This is a genomic window from Acidimicrobiales bacterium, from assembly GCA_035316325.1.
Lineage (GTDB): Bacteria > Actinomycetota > Acidimicrobiia > Acidimicrobiales > VFJN01 > DASXTK01.
The window spans coordinates 1-22,157 of the sequence record DATHJB010000179.1 but is presented as its reverse complement, the minus strand read 5'-3'; the positions used below and the strand labels follow the sequence as shown (position 1 = coordinate 22,157).

22 protein-coding genes are annotated in these 22,157 nt (G+C 73.4%); 10 read left to right on the top strand and 12 right to left on the bottom strand.

From position 1 onward, the window contains the following. Positions 1-60: 60 nt before the first annotated feature. Positions 61-666 carry a hypothetical protein gene (locus VK611_24130; protein HMG44444.1) on the top strand — a complete coding sequence of 202 codons (606 nt, stop codon included), beginning with the start codon at positions 61-63 and terminating at the stop codon, positions 664-666. Positions 667-744: 78 nt separating this feature from the next. On the opposite strand, the gene VK611_24125 is transcribed toward VK611_24130, so the two are convergent. Together VK611_24125 and glpK are read right to left on the bottom strand one after the other, a co-directional pair. Beyond that, entirely contained in the window at positions 745-1,659 is a 915-nt protein-coding gene (locus VK611_24125; GenBank protein HMG44443.1) for a type IV toxin-antitoxin system AbiEi family antitoxin domain-containing protein, read from the bottom strand. An 86-nt stretch (positions 1,660-1,745) separates the two neighbouring features. Next, a complete protein-coding gene (gene glpK, locus VK611_24120; GenBank protein HMG44442.1) occupies positions 1,746-3,233 on the bottom strand; it encodes a glycerol kinase GlpK in 1,488 nt (495 codons plus the stop codon). A 119-nt stretch (positions 3,234-3,352) separates the two neighbouring features. Here glpK and VK611_24115 point away from each other — a divergent pair, with 119 nt between their 5' ends. After that, a complete protein-coding gene (locus tag VK611_24115) occupies positions 3,353-4,381 on the top strand; it encodes a 6-phosphofructokinase (protein HMG44441.1) in 1,029 nt (342 codons plus the stop codon). Positions 4,382-4,467: 86 nt separating this feature from the next. Here VK611_24115 and VK611_24110 read toward each other — a convergent pair whose 3' ends face one another. The 6 genes from VK611_24110 to VK611_24085 all read right to left on the bottom strand — a co-directional run bounded on the left by VK611_24110 (position 4,468) and on the right by VK611_24085 (position 10,901). Then, entirely contained in the window at positions 4,468-6,552 is a 2,085-nt protein-coding gene (locus VK611_24110; GenBank protein ID HMG44440.1) for an Hsp70 family protein, read from the bottom strand. A 124-nt stretch (positions 6,553-6,676) separates the two neighbouring features. Then, on the bottom strand, positions 6,677-7,333 hold the full coding sequence (locus VK611_24105) for a GerMN domain-containing protein (protein ID HMG44439.1): 657 nt from the start codon (positions 7,331-7,333) through the stop codon (positions 6,677-6,679). Continuing rightward, entirely contained in the window at positions 7,330-8,766 is a 1,437-nt protein-coding gene (locus VK611_24100; protein HMG44438.1) for a HAMP domain-containing sensor histidine kinase, read from the bottom strand. Before VK611_24100 ends, VK611_24105 begins: the two co-directional genes overlap by 4 nt. 31 nt (positions 8,767-8,797) lie before the next feature. Then, the gene (locus VK611_24095) at positions 8,798-9,478 is read right to left on the bottom strand and encodes a response regulator transcription factor (protein ID HMG44437.1); all 681 of its coding nucleotides are present in this window, start codon (positions 9,476-9,478) and stop codon (positions 8,798-8,800) included. A 108-nt stretch (positions 9,479-9,586) separates the two neighbouring features. Beyond that, the gene (locus tag VK611_24090) at positions 9,587-9,976 is read right to left on the bottom strand and encodes an STAS domain-containing protein (GenBank protein ID HMG44436.1); all 390 of its coding nucleotides are present in this window, start codon (positions 9,974-9,976) and stop codon (positions 9,587-9,589) included. 82 nt (positions 9,977-10,058) lie between these two features. Continuing rightward, positions 10,059-10,901, bottom strand: a complete 843-nt coding sequence (locus VK611_24085) for an inositol monophosphatase family protein (GenBank protein ID HMG44435.1) — start codon at positions 10,899-10,901, stop codon at positions 10,059-10,061. A 24-nt stretch (positions 10,902-10,925) separates the two neighbouring features. Between VK611_24085 and VK611_24080 the strand changes: the two genes are divergently transcribed. Next, positions 10,926-11,945, top strand: a complete 1,020-nt coding sequence (locus tag VK611_24080; GenBank protein HMG44434.1) for a GntG family PLP-dependent aldolase — start codon at positions 10,926-10,928, stop codon at positions 11,943-11,945. Further along, complete coding sequence (locus VK611_24075; GenBank protein ID HMG44433.1) at positions 11,942-12,652, top strand: PIG-L deacetylase family protein; 711 nt, start codon at positions 11,942-11,944, stop codon at positions 12,650-12,652. The genes VK611_24080 and VK611_24075 overlap by 4 nt, the downstream gene beginning before the upstream one ends. Positions 12,653-12,713: 61 nt before the next feature. Here the strand turns inward: VK611_24075 and VK611_24070 are convergent, their stop codons facing one another. Then, on the bottom strand, positions 12,714-13,025 hold the full coding sequence (locus VK611_24070; protein HMG44432.1) for a hypothetical protein: 312 nt from the start codon (positions 13,023-13,025) through the stop codon (positions 12,714-12,716). 52 nt (positions 13,026-13,077) lie between these two features. On the opposite strand from VK611_24070, the gene VK611_24065 reads away from it, so the two are divergent. The 3 genes from VK611_24065 to VK611_24055 all read left to right on the top strand — a co-directional run bounded on the left by VK611_24065 (position 13,078) and on the right by VK611_24055 (position 15,468). Beyond that, positions 13,078-13,596, top strand: a complete 519-nt coding sequence (locus tag VK611_24065; GenBank protein ID HMG44431.1) for an NUDIX hydrolase — start codon at positions 13,078-13,080, stop codon at positions 13,594-13,596. Positions 13,597-13,600: 4 nt separating this feature from the next. Then, a complete protein-coding gene (locus VK611_24060) occupies positions 13,601-14,878 on the top strand; it encodes a DNA polymerase IV (protein HMG44430.1) in 1,278 nt (425 codons plus the stop codon). 200 nt (positions 14,879-15,078) lie between these two features. Continuing rightward, complete coding sequence (locus tag VK611_24055) at positions 15,079-15,468, top strand: DUF3040 domain-containing protein (GenBank protein HMG44429.1); 390 nt, start codon at positions 15,079-15,081, stop codon at positions 15,466-15,468. Positions 15,469-15,493: 25 nt separating this feature from the next. On the opposite strand, the gene VK611_24050 is transcribed toward VK611_24055, so the two are convergent. Genes VK611_24050 through VK611_24040 form a run of 3 tightly spaced genes read right to left on the bottom strand, consistent with a single transcriptional unit; the run spans position 15,494 to position 20,131 of the window. Continuing rightward, positions 15,494-17,854, bottom strand: coding sequence for a DUF3488 and transglutaminase-like domain-containing protein (locus tag VK611_24050; protein ID HMG44428.1), 2,361 nt, complete (start codon positions 17,852-17,854; stop codon positions 15,494-15,496). Next, complete coding sequence (locus tag VK611_24045; protein ID HMG44427.1) at positions 17,851-19,134, bottom strand: DUF58 domain-containing protein; 1,284 nt, start codon at positions 19,132-19,134, stop codon at positions 17,851-17,853. Before VK611_24045 ends, VK611_24050 begins: the two co-directional genes overlap by 4 nt. A gap of 25 nt (positions 19,135-19,159) precedes the next feature. Beyond that, entirely contained in the window at positions 19,160-20,131 is a 972-nt protein-coding gene (locus VK611_24040; GenBank protein HMG44426.1) for a MoxR family ATPase, read from the bottom strand. Positions 20,132-20,269: 138 nt separating this feature from the next. Here VK611_24040 and VK611_24035 point away from each other — a divergent pair, with 138 nt between their 5' ends. The 3 genes from VK611_24035 (at position 20,270) to VK611_24025 (ending at position 22,040) form a co-directional block, all read left to right on the top strand. Next, entirely contained in the window at positions 20,270-21,142 is an 873-nt protein-coding gene (locus tag VK611_24035) for an ROK family protein (GenBank protein ID HMG44425.1), read from the top strand. Positions 21,143-21,189: 47 nt separating this feature from the next. Further along, complete coding sequence (locus tag VK611_24030; GenBank protein ID HMG44424.1) at positions 21,190-21,441, top strand: hypothetical protein; 252 nt, start codon at positions 21,190-21,192, stop codon at positions 21,439-21,441. An 83-nt stretch (positions 21,442-21,524) separates the two neighbouring features. Further along, positions 21,525-22,040 (top strand): HNH endonuclease, encoded by a 516-nt coding sequence (locus VK611_24025; protein ID HMG44423.1) that lies wholly within the window; start codon positions 21,525-21,527, stop codon positions 22,038-22,040. The last annotated feature ends 117 nt before the right edge of the window (positions 22,041-22,157 follow it).

Here is a 22,157-nt window from a genome sequence, read left to right as displayed (position 1 = left end):
CGTCTGTGGCTGCCTGACCGGCCGGGTGCTCTTGGTCAGGTCGCAAGTCGGATCGGTGCGGTGCGGGGCTCCGTCGTCGGCATCGACATCCTGGAGCGAGGCGGCGGCCAGGCCGTCGACGAGCTGGTTGTCGAGCTGCCGGACGACGAGCTCGTCGACATGCTGGTCCGGGAGGTCCGCCAGGTCGACGGCGTGGGCGTGGAGGAGGTGCGGCCGCTCGCCGGCGGGCGCCACCACGACCCCCGGCTCGACGCACTCGAGGCGGTCGCCCAGCTGGTGGGGGCCACCGACCAGGTGGAGCTGCTCGACGGGCTGGTGCTGCAGGCGACCCGGGTGATCGGCTCCGACTGGGGCGCCGTGGTCGACAACGAGCCCGGTGGCCACGAGGTGGTGGCCCGGGCCGGCGACGCCCCGTCGGGTGCGTGGCTGCGGGCGTTCGTGGCCGGCAGCACGCAGTCGTCCGGCGCCACCGGGGTGGCCGAGACCGGTGACGTCGCCTGGGCGCCCCTGCCGTGCTCCCGCCTGGCGCTGGTGCTGGGTCGTGAGGGCGTCACGTTCCGGGCCCGTGAGCGCCACGAGGTCGCCGCGTTCGCCCGCGTGGCCGACACCCGCCACCGCGAGCTGAGCCGCGCCGCCAGCCGCGCCCGCCACCCGTCCCTGGGCTAACCCCAACCCGAACCCCAACCCCCAACCCGAAATTGCGTGGTAGGTGGTCGCAATAGGGCCGCTGGACACGCAGGTTCCTCAGGGTCGGCGCCGGAGGGCGGCGCGGACCTCGCTCACGAGCAGGGGAGCGCGGGTCGAGTAGTCGGCCCAGGTGAAGCGCAGCAGCGTCCAGCCGGCGAGGATCAGTGCGTTCTGGCGAACGTGGTCCGCCTCCCAGACGTCGCGACGTAGGTGGACGCTGCCGTCCAGCTCGATTGCCACCCGCAAGTCGGGATAGGCGAGGTCGAGCCGGTAGGTGCGACCGGCCACCCGCACCTCGTGTTGGAGGACGGGCGTGGGGAGGCCGGCGTCTCTCAGCACCGAGATCACCAGTCGCTCGAACCCGCTGTCGGTGACCACGACCTCGCCGAAGTGCTCGTCGAGGATGGCGCGCAGAGTGCCGACGCCGTCGCGTCCACGGCGGGCGTGGAGCACGAGGGTGTCGAGCAGGGTGTCCCAGGTGACAAGGCGTCGACGCCGGGCGTCATCGAGGGCGAGCTCGACCCGCCTGAAGCCCACCACCGCGCCGAGGTCGAGGAGTGTCCGCTCGACGGATGTCATCGGGATCCCGTTGCGGCGGACCGGCCGCGTCCGATCGAGGTCGGTGCTCTCGTGCGTGTGGACGCCGTCGTGGCGGTACCAGGTACCGCGGGGCACCGAGATGTCGAGCTGCCGTCGGTCGGTGCCGTCGAGGCCCCACAGAGCGGCGGCGGTGCGGTGCGATGCCAGAGCGGCTTCGCCGGCGGCCAGCACGTGGGCGAGGACGGAAGACTCCCAGGTGGCCGGGGCCCCGGCGAGTCGCAGGACGCCCCGCCCGGCGGTGGTCCAGATTCCTCGAGCGACTCGTCCTCGGATGGCCGAACGTGACACGTCGAGCCGGCCGAGCTGGGCGACGGAGACGAGGCCGTGCTGTCTGCTGGCAAGCTCCGCCACCTCGTCGTCTCGGATCACCATGCACTGAAAGGCTAGGAAGGTGGCTCTCCAAAGCTGAAATTGCGTGGCTGGGGGTCGCTATGGGGCCACCACCCACGCAATTTCGGTTAGGGCGCCCAGGTGCGGGAGCGGGTGACCGCGGCGTGCCAGGTGGTGAAGCGGGAGTTGGCGTCGGTGCGGTCGGGGGTGGGGGTGAAGCGGCGGTCGAGCTGCCAGAGGGCCGCGACCTCGTCGGGGCCCGACCACACGCCCTCGGCCAGGCCCGCCAGGTAGGCGGCGCCGGCGACCGTCGTCTCCTGGAGGACCGGGCGCTCCACGGGGACGCCGAGCTGGTCGGCCTGGAACTGGAGCAGGACGTCCATCGCCGAGGCCCCGCCGTCGACGCGCAGCTCGGCGAGCGGCTGGCCCGAGGCCGTCGACATGGCTTCCACCACGTCGCGGGTCTGGTACGCCATCGACTCGACCACCGCCCGCGCCAGCTCGGCCCGCCCCGTGCCCCGGGTGATGCCCACGATCGTCCCCCGGGCGTAGGGGTCCCACCAGGGGCTCCCGAGGCCGGTGAAGGCGGGCACCACGTAGACGCCCTGCGGGTCCGGGCACGAGGCGGCCAGCGGCCCCACCTCCTCGGCCGACGAGATGATCCCCAGGCCGTCGCGCAGCCACTGGATGGCGGCGCCGGTGACGAAGATGGCGCCCTCGAGGGCGTAGGTGGCGCCCGGCTGCCCGTCGATCGTCCAGGCCACCGTGGTCAGCAGCCCGTCGACCGGCGGCGGCAGCGACGAGCCCACGTTCATCAGCACGAAGCTGCCGGTGCCGTAGGTGTTCTTCGACTGGCCGGCGTCGAAGCACGCCTGCCCGAACAGGGCCGCCTGCTGGTCACCGGCCATGCCGGAGATGGGCACGCCGGCGGGCACGGGGCCACCGGCGACGGTCCGACCGAAGCGCCCCTGCGTCGGGCGCACCTCGGGCAGCGCCGTGGTCGGGACGCCGAACAGGTCGACCAGCTCGTCGGACCACCGCAGCGCATCGATGTCGTAGAGCAGGGTGCGGCTGGCGTTGGAGGGCTCGGTGGCGTGCACCCCGCCGGCCGGGCCGCCCGTCAGGTTCCACAGCACCCACGAGTCGACCGTGCCGAACGCCAGGTCGGGTGACGCCTCGACGCCGCCGGGCCCGAGCAGCCACTCCAGCTTGGTGGCGGAGAAGTAGGGGTCGAGGACGAGGCCGGTGGTGCGGCGCACCAGGTCGAGGTGGCCCTGCTCCCGCAGCTCGTCGCAGCGGGCGGCGGTGCGCCGGTCCTGCCACACGATCGCCCGGTGGAGCGGCCGGCCCGTGCGACGGTCCCACACGACGGTGGTCTCGCGCTGGTTGGTGACGCCGACGGCGGCGACCGGCGGCTGGTCGAGGCCGTCGAGCACCTCGGTGAGGGTGGCGGTGACGGCCGTCCAGATCTCGTCGGCGTCGTGCTCCACCCATCCGGGCCGCGGGAAGTGCTGGGTGAGCTCCCGGTAGGCGGTGCCGACCGGCCGGCCCGACTCGTCGAAGGCGAAGCTGCGGACGCCAGTGGTGCCGGCGTCGATGGCGATGACCACGGCCATGGGTCCGACACCCTAGACACTGGTCACAGGTGGTTCCGAGGCGCCACTAGCCCCCCGACCACCCCGCCGCCGGCCCCAGCGGTCTCGGGCTACGCCGAGGCGCCACTAACTTCTTGCCCATGCGCATAGCGATGCTCACCGGGGGTGGCGACTGCCCCGGTCTCAACGCCGTGATGCGGGCCGTGGCCCGCAAGAGCGAGTCGGTGTACGGCGATGAGCTGCTCGGGTTCCGCGACGGCTGGCGCGGGGTCCTCGAGGACGACACCGTCCCGCTGTCGATCCAGTCGTTCCGGGGCACGCTGCCCCGGGGCGGGACGATCCTGGGGTCGTCGCGCACGAACCCCTACAAGATCGACGGCGGTCCCGACCGGGTGCGCGAGGTGCTGGCGGCCAACTCGGTCGACGCGCTGGTGGCGATCGGCGGCGAGGACACGCTGGGCGTCGCCGCCCGGCTGGCCGCCGAGGACGTGGCGGTGGTCGGCGTGCCCAAGACCATCGACAACGACCTCAACGCCACCGAGCTGACCTTCGGCTTCAACACCGCGGTACAGATCTGCGTCGATGCCATCGACCGGCTCCACACCACCGCCGAGTCGCACGACCGGGTGATGGTGGTCGAGGTGATGGGCCGCCACGCCGGCCACATCGCCACCTGGGCGGCCATCGCCGGCGGGGCGACGCTCGTGCTCGTCCCCGAGGAGCCGTTCCACATCGACGAGGTGTGCGACGTGATCCGCCACCGCCACGAGGGCGGCCGCTACGCGTCGATCGTCGTGATCGCCGAGGGCGCCACTCCCCAGGAGGGCACCCTGGCGGTCGCCTCCGGCGAGGTCGACGCCTTCGGCCACGTGCGCCTGGGCGGCATCGGCGACCAGGTGGCCCAGGCCATCGAGGCGCGCACCGGCTACGAGACCCGGGCGATCGTGCTGGGCCACGTGCAGCGCGGCGGCACGCCCACGGCGTTCGACCGGGTGCTGGCCACCCGGTTCGGCATCGCCGCGGCCGAGGCGGTGCACGACGGCGACTTCGGCAAGATGGTCGCCCTGCGGAGCGGGGACATCGTGCGGGTGCCGCTCAGCGAGGCGACGGCCGAGCTGAAGCTGGTCGACCCGGCGATCCTCGACGTCGCCAAGGTCTTCTTCGGCTGACCCCAGTCCGAAACTTCGACAGGAACGGCTGCTATAGCGCCATCTCTGTCGAGATTTCGGGTCGGGGGTGGGGCTTCGGCTGACCCTCAGCCCCCGGCCGCGGCACCGGCGTTCTTCAGGGTGCCCGTGGAGGTCTGGCTGATGTCGGTCTGGCCCAGGACGCAGAAGGTGTCGGTCACGCCGTCGTTCCACTGCGCCTCGGACGGAGTCTGCGGGTAGAGCTGCAAGCCGGCCGCCACGGCGACGTCCGGTCCCGCGCCGAAGAAGGCGGTCAGCTCCAACGAGCAGGCATCCTTCTGCTGGGTCATGACGGCGTCGCCGGGGAACGCCCCGTCCGGGTCGGGCGCCGGGATGACCTTGAAGACCTCGCCGTTGTGGGCGGCGCCGCAGTTGACGATGTCGACGTCGTTGAGGTCTTCGCCCAGGTAGCACTCGCCTTCGGCCACGTCGGCGAGGGTGTCCGGCTCGTTGCCCTTCTGGGTGAGGGCGATGGTGGCGATCACCGCCACGACGAGGATGAGGAACAGGACGACCACGCCGGCGCGGCCCTTCCACTTCTGCTTGGTCTTGACCCGCTCCTTCTGCTCGCGGGTGAGGTAGCCGGGCGGCAGGTCGTTCGACGCTCCCGGCGGTGGCGGGGCCGACGCCTGGCGGTAGCCGAGCGACGGGGGCGGGGCCTCGTGGTGGGCGTTGTCGAACGTGGGGTCGGCGTGGCCCGGGCCCGGCGGGGGGGCGTAGCCACCGCTGGTCGGCGCGGCGTAGGCGCCACCCGGGGACGGCGCGGGCTGGGCCGCGTAGGCGCCGCTGTTGGGCGCCTGGCCGGGAGGGGGCGGCGGGGCGCCGTAGCTGCCACCGGTCGGCGCGGGTGGGGGCGGGGCGGCCGCGGTCGCCGCCGGGGCGACGGGGGCCGCCGGAACCGGTGCCGGGGCGACGGGTGGGGGCGGGGCTGCTACCGGTGCGATGGGAGCCACGGGAGCGACCCGCGCCGGCGGAGGGGGGAGCGGTGCCGTGGGCGTCGGGACGACGGCGGCGGGCGGGGGAGGCGGTGCCGCGGCCGGGGCGACAGGGGCTGCCGGGGCGCCGGCGGCGTCGCCCACGGGGACACCGGCGGCGCGGGCGGCCACGATGGCGGCGCCCAGGGCTATGGCGTGCTTCGGGTGGGCGTCGACGGCAACGGGCCGGCCCAGCTGGCTCGACACCATCTGCGCCACCATCGGGATCCGCGACGAGCCGCCCACCAGCAGCACGTGGCGCACGTCCTTCGGCTCCAGCCCGGCGGAGCGCACCGCCCGCTCCATCGCCGTGACCGTCTCCACCAGCGGCGGGCGGATCATCGCCTCCAGCTCGGAGCGGGTGCAGCGCACCTCGGTCTGCGTGTTGGGCAGCAGCACCGGGATGACGGCCTCGGTGTCGAGCGACAGGGCCTCCTTGGCCTGCGTGCACTCCTGCCGCAGCCGGGCGACGGCCGACACGGTGGCCTCGTCCTCGGGGTCGAGATCGTCGAACACGCCCTCCAGGGCCTGGGTGACGTGGGCGAACACGGCCGAGTCGAAGTCGATCCCGCCGAGGCGCTCGATGCCCTCGGGCGTGCCCAGGATCGTGAACGAGGAGTCGGCCTCCTTGCGCAGGACGGCGGCGTCGAAGGTGCCGCCGCCCAGGTCGTACACGGCGATCACCGCGCCCGGGTCGACCCGCGCCTGGGTGGCGTAGGAGATGGCGGCCGCCTGCGGCTCGGTGGCCAGGGTGACCTCGGCCAGGCCGGCGGCATCGGCGGCCCGCATCAGCAGGTCGCGCTTGTAGGGGCCCCAGTTGGCCGGGTGGGTGAGCGCCACCTTCAGCGGGGCGACGCCCTTGGCCCGCACGACGGTGTCGTAGACCCAGCGCAGCAGGTGCCCGGTGAGCATCTCGGGCGGCGTGGGCGCTCCGGCGAGGAGGACCGGGGTGGGGTCGCCGAGGCGGCGCTTGAACTCGCGTGCGATCCGCTCGGGGTCGGTGACGGCGTGCCGGTTGGCGGCGTCGCCGGCCACGATCTCGCCGTCGGGCCGCATGTAGAGCACCGAGGGGATCGACGGGCCGCGGTCGCCGAGCGGCACCACCTCGATCCGTCCTGCCTCGTGCGTCGCCGCAGCCGTGTACGTGGTCCCCAGGTCAATGCCGAGGTGGTAGGTCATCGAACGTCCGCTCACTTTGCCCGCTGATGGTGCGCATGGTCTCGCCTGTCCGGCCCTGTGCGCTGTCGGACACTAGTGGAGACTCCCGGGCCTTTTGGACTCCCCCCGGAGCGGTGCGGGCAGGTCAGCCGGTCGACGTGGTCGTCGTCGTCGACGGCTGGGCGAGCTCGACGAAGTCCTCGCGCCCGAGTGGGTCGGCGCTCGCCTGGCCCTCGCCGTCGACCGCCTCGAACAGCGTCCCGTCGCGCTCGAAGCGCACCGACTCGACGCCGTCGAACTCGGTGGCCGTGTAGACGATCTGGGCGAAGGCGTTCTGGGCGATGATGCCGTGGAGCTCGTCGTACACGCCCTCGGGCATGTCGACGACCAGCACGTGACCCCGCTGCCGGGGACGTGACGCCAGCGCGGCGTCGGGCGGGAGCGCCGACCACAGGCCCCGTTCCCGCTCGGTGTCGACGGGCGGCTGGCTGAGCAGGGCCTCGAGGTGGCTCCCGGCGGTGGCGGGCCGGGCGACCTGGCGCGGCACCTCCGTGAGGACCGTCTCGCCGGCGCCGGCATCGCCGGTGAGGAGGAACCACACCGAGATCTCCTCGGCGTCCTCGCCCGGCAGGACGAGCGTGGAGGGTGCGGTGCTGGCGCTCGACTCGACCGACGACCCGGTGATCGCCTCGGGGGAGTCGTCGGTGCTGAGCCCGCAGCTGGCGAGCAGCATGGCCACCACCGCGCCCCCGAACACCACCACCAGCCGACGCCGGATGTCCATGCCGCCGATCCCGCTCATGCCATCTCTTCGCTGTCGCCGTTCTCGGATGGCTGCGTGACGGCGGGCAGCTGGACGACGAAGCGGGCCCCCGGCCGGCCGTCGGCCCGGTCCTCCACGAACACCCGGCCCTGGTGGAGTCGGACGTGCTCGGCCACCAGCGACAGTCCCAGCCCGACGCCCTCGCCGCCCGCCGTGCGCCGGTCGCCGGCGGAGAGCCCGCGGCTGAAGCGGTCGAAGATCCGCTGGCGGTCCTCCTCGGGGATGCCGGGGCCGTCGTCCTCGACGGCGATCTGCACCTCGCCCTCGACCTGGCGCAGCTCCACCCGGGACGCCCCGCCGCCGTACTTGGCGGCGTTGTCGATCAGGTTGGCGATCACCCGCATGAGCCGCCGCTTGTCGGCCGCGACCACCACGCCGGCGAGCTGCCAGTCGATGTCGAGCGGGATGTCGGCGTCGGTGGTGGTGCTGACCGCCTGCATGACGAGCTCGGCGACGCGCACCTCATACAGGTCGAGATGCATGACTCCGGCGTCGAACCGCGAGATCTCCAGCAGATCCTCGATGAGCTGCCGGAAGCGGTTGACGTCGGCGACCATCAGGTCGAGCGCGGCACGGGCCCGCTCGGGCATGTCGTCGCGGTGGTTCTCCAGCACCGTGATCGACGCCGAGAGCGTGGTCAGCGGCGAGCGCAGCTCGTGGCTCACGTTGGAGGCGAAGCGGGTGTCGCGCTCGATGCGCCGCTCCAGCGCCACCGCCATCTCGTTGAACGACGTGGCCAGCGAGGCGAGGTCGGGGTCGTCGCTGGCCTCGACGCGGGTGGCCAGGTCGCCCCGGGCGATGTCCTCGGCGGCGGCGCCGACCCGCTTGAGCGGGCGGAGGACGCGGCGGGCCGCCCACCAGCCGAGCAGCGCGCCGCACATGGTGGTGACCAGGCCCGCGGCGACGAGCGAGATGCCCAGCGTCTCCAGGCTCAGCTCCAGCTCGTCGAGCGGCATCACCTCGAAGTAGGCGGCGTCGGCCGCGGTGTCGGTGTCGAGCTTGATGCCCACCGCCAGGTAGACGTCGCCGCGGTACGAGTAGCGCATGCGGGCGTCGTCGCCGTCCCGGACGACGCCGATCAGCTCGGTGGGCAGTGCGCTCTGCCCGTAGACCGGGTCGGCGGGGTACCACTCGCCGCCGACGTACAGGATCGGGTGGGCGCCGGCGGGCCGCGGCGCCGCCTGGACCAGATCCCTCGGCGGCGTCCCGGCGTCGAGGCCCTGGGTGGCGTCCTCGGCGTTGGAGACGGCCAGCGTGGTGGCGCTCGACGACCGCTGGTCGAGCTGGTTCTGCCGGGTGAAGCCCCAGGTGCCGGCGGCCAGCAGCGCCGAGAGCAGGAAGGCCCCCACGGCGAAGGCGATGGTGATGCGGGCCCGCAGGCCCAGCCGCGGGAGGAACCGGGGCCGCCTCATGGCACCTTCATGCAGACGACCACGAGGTCACTCACGCCTGGAGCTTGTAGCCGAGGCCTCGCACGGTGACGACGTGGTGCGGGTTGGCGGCGTCGTTCTCGACCTTGGTGCGCAGCCGGCGGACGTGGACGTCGACGAGGCGACCGTCGCCGAAGTAGCCGTAGCCCCACACCCGCTCCAGCAGCACCTCGCGGCTGAACACCCGGCCCGGGCTCGACGCGAGCTCGACGAGCAGCTTGAACTCGGTCTTGGTGAGGTGGATCTCCTGGCCGGCGCGGCGCACGACACCCTCGTCAGGGATGATCTCGAGGTCGCCGAAGCGCAGGTGCGGGCTGGCCGGGTCGCTGGCGCGGGCCCGTCGCAGCAGCGCCCGGATGCGCGCCGACAGCTCCTTGGGTGCGAACGGCTTGGTGAGGTAGTCGTCGGCACCGGCTTCGAGCCCGGCGACCACGTCGTGGGTGTCGGCCCGGGCGGTGACCATCACGATCGGCACGTCGGAGACCCGGCGGATGTTCCGGCACACCTCGAACCCGTCGAGCCCCGGGAGCATGATGTCGATCAGCACGACGTCGGCGGGCTGCCGGGTGAAGGCGGCGAGCGCCTCTTCGCCCGTCTCGGATTCCTCGACGGTCCAGCCCTCGTCCTCGAGGGCGAGCTTCACCGCCGTCCGGATGCGCTCGTCGTCTTCAACGGTCAGGATGCGAGTAGCCACGGTCAAGATGGTGCCTCATGGGGCCCCGCTGGTGGGGTGTTCGGTGGTGCGGGGCGCCCGACGTCGGGTGTGAGCTTCGACGTCAGGTGGAGGTCGAGGTCGAGAGTTCTAGTCGACGTCGGAGTCGAGGTCGATGTCGGTGTACGCCGCCAGGAGCGCTTCCCGGCCCGGACCGCGGCCCGTGCGGTAGTGCAGGCCCTCCGCCAGCTTGGCCCCCAGCTCACGGCAGGAGACCAGGGCACTCGCCCCCTCGGCGCTGAAGTCGTCGAGCGCCCGCAGGTCGATGTCGAGCCGGGTGGTCTCGGTGCCGACGGCAGCGTCGACTGCGTTGAGCAGGGCTTCGCCGGTGGGGAGGTTGAGGTTGCCCTCGACGGCGATCACCACGGTCGTCCCTTCCTGGTGGACGGTGATCGCGGGGCTGTCCTGGTCGTCGTGGGCAGCGTTCCGGCCGTCATGGCCGCCCGAGGGCGGACGCGTCGGCGAGGCAGCGGCGGTCATTCGACCAAGCATGGCGACGGATCGTGACGGCGCGTGCCCGGGCTCGTTGCAGTCGAGTGACGAAGCATCCTGGCCCGGTGACCTACGACACGTCGGTAACACCGAGCGAACCGAGGAGGTCACGCAGTGCCGTAGAAATGCCGTTCGCTGCTGCAAATACCGAACTGGGCACCACTGGTCCACCCGTCAGGGACGACACCACGGCACCCGCCTCCGTGGCGATCAGCGACCCCGCGGCCAGGTCCCACCAGCCCAGACCCCGCTCGAAGTAGGCGTCGACCCGGCCGCAGGCGACCGAGCACAGATCGACCGCGGCGGCCCCCATCCGGCGGATGTCGCGGACCTGCGGCAGCAGCTCTACCAGCACTTCTGCCTGGTGCCGGCGTCGCTCGGGCCGGTAGCCGAAGCCGGTCGCCAGCAGGGCGTCGGCCACGTCGGTCTGGTCGGAGCAGTGGATCGGCTCGCCGTTGCGGAGGGCGCCGTGGCCCGGAGCGGCGGTGAACAGCTCGTCGTGGACGACGTCGAACACGACGCCCGCCACCGTCCGGCTGCTGTCGTGGGCGTCGGGGTCGTCGGCGGCGACGGTCTCGGCCGCGATCGACACCGCCCACCCCGGATGGCCGTACAGGTAGTTGGTGGTGCCGTCGAGCGGGTCGATCACCCAGCGCAGCCCGCTGGTGCCGGCGCGGGCGCTGCCCTCCTCGGCCACGATGCCGTCGTCGGGGCGGGCGTCGAGCAGGGCGGCGACGATGAGCTCCTCGGACGCCCGGTCCATCTCGGTGACCATGTCGGTGGACGTCGACTTGGTCTCCACCAGGCTCCGGCTGCGACGGGCGCCGTCGAGCAGCAGGTCGGCGGCCTTCCTGGCCACCCCGGAGGCGAGGTCGACCAGCTCGAGGGGATCGGCGATGTCAGGCGTCGGCACGAGGAGTGACGGTACCGTGCGGGTGTGGGTGCCTCCTTCGCAGTCGACCTCCGCAGCGACACCGTGACCCGGCCGACCGACGCCATGCGGCGGGCCATGGCCGAGGCCGAGGTGGGCGACGACGGTTTCGGCGACGACCCCACCCTCAACCGCCTCCAGGAGGCCTTCGCCGCCCGGGTGGGGCAGGAGGCGGCGCTGTTCCTGCCGTCGGGCACCATGGCCAACCAGGTGGCGCTGCGGGTGCTGGCGCCGCCGGGCACGGCCGTGGTCGCCGGTCGCCGCCAGCACGTGGTGACCCACGAGGGCGGCGCGTTCGGCATCAACCAGTCGGCCCAGCTCCAGGTGGTCGACGACGAGGACGGCACGATCGACCCCGCCGAGGTTGCCTACCTGGTGGAAGCCGCCGGCCACCGCTGGCCCCAGCCGAGCGTGGTGTGCGCCGAGAACACCCACCTGAGCTCAGGTGGCCGGGCGTGGCCGCTGGAGCGGTTCCGGGCCCTGGTCGACGTGGGCGTGCCGGTGCACCTCGACGGCGCCCGGCTGTTCAACGCCTCGGTGGCCGCCGGCGTCGCTCCCGCCGCCTACGGGTCGCTGGCCACCTCGGTGACCGCCTGCCTCTCCAAGGGGCTGGGCGCGCCGATCGGGTCGCTGCTGGCGGGGTCGGCCGACTTCGTCGACCGGGCCCGGCTGGAGCGCAAGCGGCTGGGCGGCACGATGCGCCAGGTCGGGGTGGTCGCCGCCGCCGGGCTGGTGGCGCTCGACACGATGGTCGACCGCCTGGCCGACGACCACGCCCGCGCCCGCCGGCTCGCGGCGGCGGTGGAGGAGCGCTGGCCGGGCGCCAACCGGGGTGCCCCGTCCGAGTTGATGACCAACGTGGTGCTGTTCCACCACGACGACCCGCTGCGGCTGCTCGGTTACCTGGCCGGCGAAGGGGTCGGGGCGGTGACGCTGGGGCCGCGGCTGGTGCGCCTCGTGACGCACGCGGACGTCGACGACGAGGGCGTCGACCGTGCCGTCGCCGCCCTCAAGGGCGCTCCATGAGCGACGTGGCCCTCTACGCCGACACGCCGGGGCGGGCCCTGGCGATCTACGCCCACCCCGACGACCCCGAGGTGGCATGCGGGGGGACGCTCGCCCGGTGGGCGTCTGCCGGGACCGAGGTGCGGCTGGTGGTGGTCAACGCCGGCGACAAGGGCTCGTTCGACCCCGGCACCGACCCCCGGGTGCTCACCGAGAAGCGGGCCGCCGAGGTGACGGCGGCCGTCGAGGTGCTCGGGCTCCGGGGCGCCGAGTTGCTGGGCGTCCCCGACGGCGAGGCGGCCAACGACCTGGCGCTGCGCGGGCGGCTGGTGGGCCTGCTGCGCCGGCACCGGCCCGACGTGGTGGTGGCGCCCGACCCCACGGCGGTGTTCTTCGGCGACAGCTACGTGAACCACCGCGACCACCGGGAGGTGGGCTTCGCCGTGCTCGACGCGGTCGCCCCGGCGGCGTCGAGCCCCCTGTACTTCCCCGAGGAGGGGCCGCCCCACCACGTGGGCGGGGTGCTGCTGTCGGGCACGCTGGAGCCCGACGCCTGGGTCGACGTGACCGCCACCATCGAGCAGAAGATCGCCGCCGTCGCCTGCCACGAGAGCCGCCTCGGCGACGACCCCGACCTGGTGCGCGAGCTGCTGCACGCCCGCACCGCCGAGGCGGGCGCCCACGCCGGCGTCGCCCACGCCGAGGGCTACCGCCGCCTGCGGCTCTAGCCGCGACCGGCTGAAATTGCGTTGATCTGCCCGCTCTACGCGGGTTCTCGAACGCAATTTGCTACGGGGTGGAGTCCTGCTCCTCGCGGTGCTGGATGATCCGCCACTCGCCCATGGCCCGGAGCGCGAGGGTGGCGACGACCGCGACCCCGACCGCCCCGATGAGCGCCCCCGTGGTCGCCCCCAGGCCCCGCTGGACCGTGCAGTCGCCGTCGCACTGCAGGTCGGCGAAGGCGTACCCGATGATCCCCCCGCACGTCCCGGCCAGCAGGATCGACACGAACGCCAGCACCCGGGCGCCCGTGGAGGGCAGGGCGGTGGGGGCGTAGTCGGACGGACCGGGCTGGGGTCGAGGGTCGGAGGCGTCGGCCATGCCCCACCATGCCACGAGCGATGACGGCTGCCAGACTGCGGGGATGTCGGGCATGTCGGACGACGCCGTGCACCAGTGGACCGTGGGTGGCGGGCTGATCCTCGGCGACGAGGGGCTGCTGCTGGTGCGCAACCGGCGGCGCGACGGCTCGCACGACTGGAGCCCGCCCGGCGGCGTGATCGAGGCGGGAGAGTCGCTGGTCGACGGGCTGACCCGGGAGGTGGTCGAGGAGACCGGGGTCGAGGTGCTGGACTGGGACGGGCCCGTCTACGAGGTGCACGTCGACGCCCCCGACATGGGCTGGCGGGCGCACATCGAGGTGCACCTGGCCCGCGTGTACCACGGTGACCTGCGCATCGACGACCCGGACGGCATCGTGGTCGACGCCGCCTGGGTGCAGCCCGGCTCGTGCGAGGAGCAGCTGGCCGGCTGCCGCCGCTGGGTGAGCGAGCCGTTGCTGACCTGGCTCGACGCCTCGGGCGCCGGCACCGCTCCCTGGCCCGCCCGCGCCTTCCGCTACCACCTCGCCGGCCGCGATCCGTCGACGGCGTCGCTCACCCTGCTGGAGTGACGACATGACGTCGGTCGGCGTGGCGGGGGAGCGCACCATCCTCCACGTCGACATGGACGCGTTCTTCGTGTCGGTGGAGCTGCTGCGGCGCCCCGAGCTGCGGGGACAGCCCGTGGTGGTCGGCGGCACCGGTCGCCGGGGCGTGGTCGCCGCCGCCAACTACGAGGCCCGGGTGCACGGCGTCTTCTCGGCGATGCCGACCGCCCAGGCCCGTCGCCTCTGCCCCCGGGCCGTGTTCCTGGCCGGCGACCACAAGCTCTACGGCGAGGTCAGCACCAGGGTGATGGCGATCTTCCACGAGTTCACGCCGCTGGTGGAGCCGCTCAGCCTCGACGAGGCCTTCCTCGACGTCAGCGGGGCCCGCCGGCGCGCCGGCGACGGCCCGACCATCGCCCGTGCCGTCCGCGAGCGGATCCTCGACCAGGAGCGGCTGGCCTGCGCGGTCGGGGTCGCCGCCTCGAAGCTGGTGGCCAAGCTCGCCTCGGCCGCCGCCAAGCCCCGGGTCACGCCCTCCGGTCTGCAGCCCGGCCTGGGCGTCCTGGTGGTCCCGGCCGGGGAGGAGCACGCCTTCATGCACCCGCTGCCGGCCCGGGCGCTGTGGGGCGTGGGCCCCAAGACGCTCGAGCGGCTGGAACGCCTGGGCGTCCACACCATCGGCGACATCGCCGCGCTGCCGGTGCAGGCCCTGGTCCGCGCGGTGGGCGACGCCCACGGCCGTCACCTGCACGCGGTCGCCTCCGGGATCGACGACCGGCCGGTCGAGCCGGACCAGCCGGTGAAGTCGGTCGGCCACGAGGAGACCTTCCCCCGCGACGTCCACGACGCCGAGCGGCTCGGCCGGGAGGTGGTCCGGATGGCCGACGGGGTGGCGTCCCGCCTGCGCGGCGCCGGGTTGGCGGGGCGCACCGTCACCCTCAAGCTGCGCTTCGGCGACTTCCGCACGATCACCCGCTCGATCACCCTCCCCACGGTGGTCGACGCCGCCCCGACGATCGCCCGCGCCGCCGGCGAGCTGCTCGCCGCCGTCGACCCGTCGCCCGGGGTCCGCCTCCTCGGCGTCACCGTGTCGGGCCTGAGCGCCGATCCCGCCCGGCAGCTCAGCTTCGACGACATCGCCGCGGGCCGGCGCTCCTGGGACGACGCCAGCAGCGCCATCGACGAGATCCGCGCCCGCTACGGCGACGCCGCGATCGGTCCCGCCGCGGCCATGGGCCGTGACGGATTGCGCATCAAACGTCGGGGGGATGACCCCTGGGGCCCCGGCGCGGATGGCACTCTGTAGGCCCACGGTTACCCGCTTGAGACCGGTACGGATCGGGAACAAGAGGGTGACACGACAGGTAAAGGCGAAAATAGCTAGGGAATCCGCCACAACGAGCGAAAAGCCGGAGGGCGATGGCGAGGCCGCGTTGTCGTTCCGACCGGCCTATGGAACACTTGTTGCCACCGGTTTTGGATGCCCGGGCGGAGAAGGGGTTCGGCGTGCCGCTTTCCGAGGACGAGGAACGCATCCTCCAGGAAATCGCTCAGCGTTTCTACGAGGACGACCCTACGTTCGCGCGCGAGGTCAGCGAGTCGACGCTGTACCGGCACACCGTCCGCCGGATGAAGTGGTCCGTACTGGGGGTGCTGGTGGGGGCGGTCTTCCTGATCGTCACCCTGTCGGCGTCCTACATGCTGGCGTTCGTCGGGTTCCTCATCATGCTGGCGAGCGCCCTCGTCTTCGAGCGGAACCTGCACAAGCTCGGCCGGGCCGGCCTGGAGCAGCTGTCGCAGAGCTGGAAGGCCGCCGGCCTGCGTGACGTCCTCGGTGGCGCCGGTCGCCGCATGCGCGACCGGGTGCGCCGCGAGGACGACGAAGACGAGCGCTGAGTAGCGCCTGAGGCGAGTCCTCGGCCTAGGTGCTCGGCTTGGGGCGGAGCGTCGTGCCCGTGCGGGAGCGCGTCACGCCGTGGGCCGACCGGCGGGCCTGGTCGCGCCCGGGGAACAGGCGCCGGATGTCGAGGTAGGCGGCGACCCGGTTCCACAGGCTGCGCCGGGCCCGGGCAGCGGTGGCGACGGTGGCCGCGGCGGCGGCGAGCTCTTCGGCCTCCGCCTCGGTGGGCGGGACCTCGGCGTATGTGGCCTGCTCGACGGCGCGGGCGAGAACGTCGATCGCTCCGGCGGCACCCGGTAGGGCGAGGCGGAGCCGGGCAGCTCGTTCGGCCACCGTCAGCGACGGCAGGAGGTGGATGCCCGCGGCTTCGGCCTCCTCGCCGGTCTCGATCCAGGCGAGGTCCAGCTTCTCGACGGGCTCGCGGGCCCGGGACCGTCGCACGTAGCGCTGGCCCACCAGCCCCAGCGGCACCAGCAGCAGGTAGGCGAGGGCGCCGAGGCCGGCCGGGCGGACCACGTCCCCGGCCGGGGGCACCTTGAAGGTCACCCGGTCGTCGTCGGGGCTGTCCTCGTTGACGGTCGACCCGGCGCCGTCCACCTCGTCGGGCCGGGTCGGGCCGGTGGGCCCGCCAGGTGCGGGCGTGGGCGCCGGCGTGCCGGGGTCGTCACCGGCGCCGGGGTCGGTCGGGCTCGGCTGGTCGCCCGGGGCCTGGGCCTCGTCGAGTCCGAGGTAGTCGGCGTTGGCGGGCGCCCGGCCGGGCGTCGGTTCGAACGGCACCCAGCCCAGGCCCTCGAAGTAGACCTCGGGCCAGGCGTGGGCGTTGCGGCCCTTCACCCGGAAGAGGCCGTCCTGGTTGGTCTCGTCCTCGTCGCCCTTGGTGAAGCCGACTGCGACCCGGGCGGGGATGTCGATCGACCGGGCCATCGCCGCGAAGGCGGCGGCGAACTGCTCGCAGTAGCCCCGCCTCTCCTCGAAGAGGAACCGCTCCAGGGCGTTCTTGCCGTGGCCCCGCTGGACGTCGAGCGTGTAGTCGTAGCTCTGCAGGTAGCCCTGGAGCGCCATCATCTTGTCGTACGTCGTGGCCTTGTCGCTGGTGAGCGACAGGGCGAGGTCGGTGACGTTCTGGCTGAAGTCGTCGGGCAGTGCCGTGTAGCGGTCTTGGATCTCCTCCGACACCTGGGTGGGCGCGGCGCGCAGCTGCTCGATGGGGAAGCTGCTCGGCACCGTCGATTCGACGGTGTACGTCAGGCCGTCGGACGAGCTGAGGTCGCGGGGCACGATCAGCGTGCCGGAGGCGCGGTCGTACTTGACGGTCATGCCGTTCTCGACGTCGATCGACCGGGGCTCGTAGGCGCTGGGCAGCCAGATCTGCCCCAACGCCGCGATGGTGAACTCCTGGCGGACGGTCACGGTCGGGGTGCCGGGCGGCACCGACTCGGGCAGCTCGCCTTCGGCCTCGGCGGTGTCGTAGGTGGACTTCCAGATGGTGCCGTCGAAGGCGTCGAGGGCGGTGAGCCGCCAGTAGTAGCCCTCGCCGTCGTCGGTCTGCACCGTGAAGACCTCGATCTCGGGCTGGTCGACGAGCCGGCCCCGGATGTCGACCAGGGGGCTGAGGACGACCCGCGCCTCCTCCTTGTCGCCGATGTCGCGCCACGGGAAGATGGGCTCGGCGCCGGCTCCGGGCAGCGACGGGCCCACGCAGGCACCCGCGACCACGGCCAGGGCCCCCAGCGCGGTGCCGGTCGACACCAGCGACCAGCGGCCCCGCTGCTGTTGCAGCGCCGCCCAGCTGGCCGTGTCCTCCTGGCGCCAGGTGCGGTGCAGCAGCAGGAACAGCATCGCCGCGGCCACGAACACGGCCGCCCCCAGGCCCCGCTGGCCCTCGGCGCCGAGCACCGAGGCGAACAGGAACAGCGTGGCGGGCGGCAGCAGCGCCTCGAAGGAGACGCCGGTGCGGAAGGCGCCCCAGTCGGCCACGAAGGCGATCACCCACACGGTGATGCTGGTGGCGACCACGAACCCGGGCACGACCGTCGCCGGCGCCTTCTGCTCGCGGAACACCGCCCAGGCCGCGTCCATGTCGTTGCTGATCGCGGAGAACGTGTCGGGCGAGGGCAGCACGATCCAGGCGGTCGACATGTACTGCGTCACCGTGATGACCACCGCGCCGATCACGACGGCCGCCAACGCCGCCGGCAGCAGCCGCACCCGGTTCCGGCGCAGCAGGGCCATGGTGAGGTGGGCCGCGAACGCCTGCATGATCAGCGGCCCCCGGAAGGAGCCGTCGGCGAACAGCCGGTGCATCCCGACGATCGCCGCTGCGGTCACGCCGAACAGCGCCACCTCGGTCGCCACCTGCATGGCGTCGCTGCGCCGGTTCATGCGGTGGCTCCTCGCCGGCTCTGCGCGGGTTGGGTGCGGCGGCGGCGCATGGCCCGCTTCCAGGCGACGTCGAACGGCGTCGACTCGGTGACCCGCACGAGCGGCCCCTCGATGCCGGCGGCGACCTTCGGCGGCGGGTTGTGCGCGGGCCCGGGGCCGTAGCCGTTGGTGGGCGAGGCGCCGTTCGTCGGGCCCGAGCCGTTGCGCCGGCCCGACCCCGACCGCGGCACCGAGTCGATCTTCACCACGTTCAGCGAGCCGTAGCGCCGGCCCAGGCGGACCACGGCGTTCAGCTCCTCGCCCGGTACGTAGGCGACGATGACGATCAGGGCGCCGCCCGAGCCCTCCTTCAGCACCTCCAGCATCGCCTTCAGGCTGGCCATGCCACTGGGCTGGACGACGGCGAGGTGCTCGAGCATCGCCCCGAGGTGGGCACGGCCGGTGGCGAAGCCGGAGTCGGTGCCGTCGGTGGTGACCAGCCGCACCAGGTCGTTGCGCTGGCAGTTGGCGTTGACGATCGACGCCGCGGCCGACACCGCCACCTCGATGCTCTCGGCGTCGTGGGCCGCCCTGCGCAGGTCGAGCACCACGGTGGTGCGCCCCTGCCAGGGCTGCTCCTGCTGGCGCACCAGCAGCTCGTCGTGCCGCGCCGTGGAGGGCCAGTGGATCTGGCGCAGGTCGTCGCCGACGACGTAGGGCCGCAGGGCGTAGAAGTCGTCGCCCGCCCGCCCGAGCGCGTTGGGCTGCAGCGACCCGGCCAGCGGGTCGTGGCCCACGGTGAAGGGCACCGGCTCGATCAGGTCGATCCGGGGCAGCACCGTCACCTCCACGGCCTCGGCGGCCTCGGTGGCGCTGCGGACCAGCCCGAAGGCGTCACCCACCACCACCTCGAGGGGCCCGACCCGGTGGATGCCGCGGCGCTCGGTGGGCAGCCGGTAGCTGGCGGCGGCGACGGCGTGGCGGTCGAGCGGCGGCACCAGCAGCTCGGCGCCCTCGGTGCCCGACACGGGGTCGCGCAGGCGCAGCAGCGGCGTGGCCTGGCGGCGCAGGTTCTGCAGGCGGATCTCCACCCGGCTGCTCTGGCCGGCGTGCACCCGGGCGGGGTGGACCGTGCGGGCGATCTCCAGGTCGAGGCGGGTGAGGTTGACGTAGACGACGGCCAGCAGCACCAGCACCAGCGCCGCGGCGCCGAACACGTACAGCTCGTCGATGCCGACCAGGCGCCCGGCCGCGAGCAGGGCGATGCCACCCCACACGGCCATCCAGCCCTGGCGTGTCACGAGTCGTCCCCCCGCCCGCGCTCGCTCAGTGCCCGCCGGGGACGGCGACCGCGGCGAGGATCTGGGCCAGCGCCTCGGATGGGCCGACGCCCTGGAACTGGGCCTCGGGGGTGGGCACGAGCCGGTGGGCGAGCACCGGGTCGGCCAGGGCCTTCACGTCGTCGGGGATCACGTAGGCGCGCCCGGCGGCCGCGGCCCGGGCCCGGGAGCAGCGGCCCAGCGCCAGGGTGGCCCGGGGCGACATGCCCAGCGCCAGGTGCGGGCTGCGGCGGGTGGCGTTGGCCAGGTCGACCAGGTACGCCTTGATGCTCGGGGCCATGTGGACGCCCCGGGCGGCGTGGACCAGCCCGGCGATGTGCTCGGCCGACAGCACCGGGCCGAGGTCGCCGTAGGGGTCGTGGTCGGAGTGCTTGTCGATGATCTCCAGCTCGTGGTCGGGTGACGGGTAGCCCACCGACACCCGCATCAGGAACCGGTCGAGCTGCGACTCGGGGAGGGGATAGGTGCCCTCGTGCTCGATCGGGTTCTGGGTGGCGATCACCATGAACGGCCGCGACATCGGGTAGGTGGCGCCGTCGACCGTGACCTGGCCCTCGGCCATCGCCTCCAGCAGCGCGGCCTGGGTCTTCGGTGAGGCCCGGTTGATCTCGTCGGCCAGCACCAGGTTGTTGAAGATGGGGCCGGGGCGGAACGTGAAGGTGCCGTCGCTGCGGTTCCAGACGCTCAGGCCGACGACGTCGGAGGGCAGCAGGTCGGGGGTGAACTGCACCCGGCCGAAGCTGGCGTCGAGGGATGTGGCCAGCGACTTCGCCAGGCTGGTCTTGCCGACGCCGGGCACGTCCTCCAGCAGGAGGTGTCCCTCGGAGACGAGGCACAGCAGGATCAGCGAGATCACGTCGCGCTTCCCCTGGATCACCCGCTCGATGTTGTCGACCACCCGGTCGAAGTAATCGGCGAATGTTGCCTCGTGTGCCGTGATCGGCTGGCTCGTCGCCACATCGCTCCTTGCGTCAGTCCTGTCCGCCCCTGAACGAGCGCATTACCGCGGTCGGCGCTCGACGCTCGCCTTGTCTGCCGAGCCAGGTTAGGTCCTGTGGTCGGTCGTTGGCGCAGCGCGCCACTACCTTCCGCACCGATGGATGTGACTCTTGCGGTCGACATCGGCGGGACCAAGCTGGCCGCGGCCCGGGTGACCTCGGACGGTGAGGTGCTCGCGCGGGGGTCGACGCCGACGGTGGGTGACGACGGCGAGGCGCTGTGGGGAGCGCTGGCGGGTCTGGTCGACGAGGTGCGTCGAGGCGACGAGGCGGTGTGCGGGGTCGGCTGCGGCGGGCCCATGACGCCCGGCGGCGGCGCCGTGTCGCCGCTGAACATCCACCAGTGGCGCGACTTCCCGCTGCGGGGCCGGCTGTCGGCGCTGCTCGGGGAAGGGGTGCCGGTGGCGGTCGACAACGACGCCAAGGCCCTTGCGCTGGGCGAGGGCTGGCGGGGCGCGGCCCGGGGTGTCGACGACTTCGTGGCGCTGGTGGTGTCGACCGGGGTGGGCGGCGGCATCGTGCTCGACGGCCGGCTGCTCGACGGCGCCGGCGGCAACGCCGGGCACATCGGGCACGTGATCGTCGAGCCGGGGCCGGAGGGGCGGCTGTGCGGCTGCGGGGCCCACGGGTGCCTGGAGGCGGAGGCGTCGGGCACGGCGCTGCGGGCGATCACGGGCGGGCCGCCGGCGGAGGCGCCGCCGGAGCTGCGGGAGCGGACGGGACGGCTGGTGGGCCGGGCGGTGGCGTCGGTCGCCAACCTGCTGGACCTGCGGCTGGCGGTGGTCGCCGGGTCGGTGGCGCTGGGCTTCGGCGAGCCCTTCTTCGCCGCCGCCCAGGCGGAGCTCGACGCCCGGTCGCGGCTGTCGTTCTCGCGTGGCGCCCGCATCGTGCCCGCCGGGCTCGGCGCCGACGGCCCGCTGGTGGGGGCCGCCGCGGTGGGCTGGCGCGCCCTCGGTAACCTCGCCTCGTGACCTCCCGGCGAAATGTGCACGGAAACACACGGAAACCGTCCGCTTCCGTGCACATTTCGGTGGGGGCCGTCCTCGCTGTCGCTCGCCGGCCCGGGCTGTGGCCTACAGGCATCCGGCAGGTAGCGAGGCTGGCGGCGCCGGGGTGGTGGCGACGGCGGCCGTTCCTGCCGCTGCCGGCTCCTGAGTACCTCAGGTTTCGGCTGCAGACGGCCTACGGCGGCGACGGCACCGGCCCGATCGCGCCCGGCGACCTCGTCACCTACCTCACCTGGTGCCGGAGCGCCGAGCGATCCTGGTAGGTCGCTGGACAGGGCACAGTGGAGAATCGACGGCACCAAAGTGGCTCGCACCGGTACCGTAAGGCGCCGATGTGTCGGTGTCGGTGGAACAGGCGACGACGATGAGCCGGGCGCTGGTGTTGAACGCCACGTTCGAGCCGTTGAGCGTGGTGAGCGAGCGGCGTGCCGTCGTGCTCGTGCTCGACCGCAAGGCCGACGTGGTCCACAACACGGGTGCCGTCCTCCACTCGGCCCGCCTCGAGGTGATCGTGCCCTCGGTGGTGCGGCTGCGGTCGTTCGTGCGGGTGCCGTACCGCTGGCGGGCGCCGCTCAACCGGCGGGCGATCTTCGTGCGCGACGACCACCGCTGCCAGTACTGCGGCGGCCCGGCCGAGAGCATCGACCACGTGGTGCCCCGCAGCCGCGGCGGCGGCCACACCTGGGAGAACGTCGTGGCCGCCTGCCGGCCGTGCAACGTGCGCAAGCGCGACCGGCTGCTGCACGAGACGTCGATGCAGCTCTTCAAGCCCCCGGACGTGCCGCGTGGCCTGGCGTGGGTCGCCCTGGCGGTCGGCCCGGTGCCCGAGTCGTGGACGCAGTACCTCATCTCCGCCGCCTAGTGCCGTTCGGTTCGCGTTCGCATGAGTGACTGGTACGTCGAGCGGTGGCGGGGGAGCGCGGCGGCGCTGCACGGTGCCGCGCTCCCCGACGAGCCCGGTCGTCGCGTCTGGGTGCTC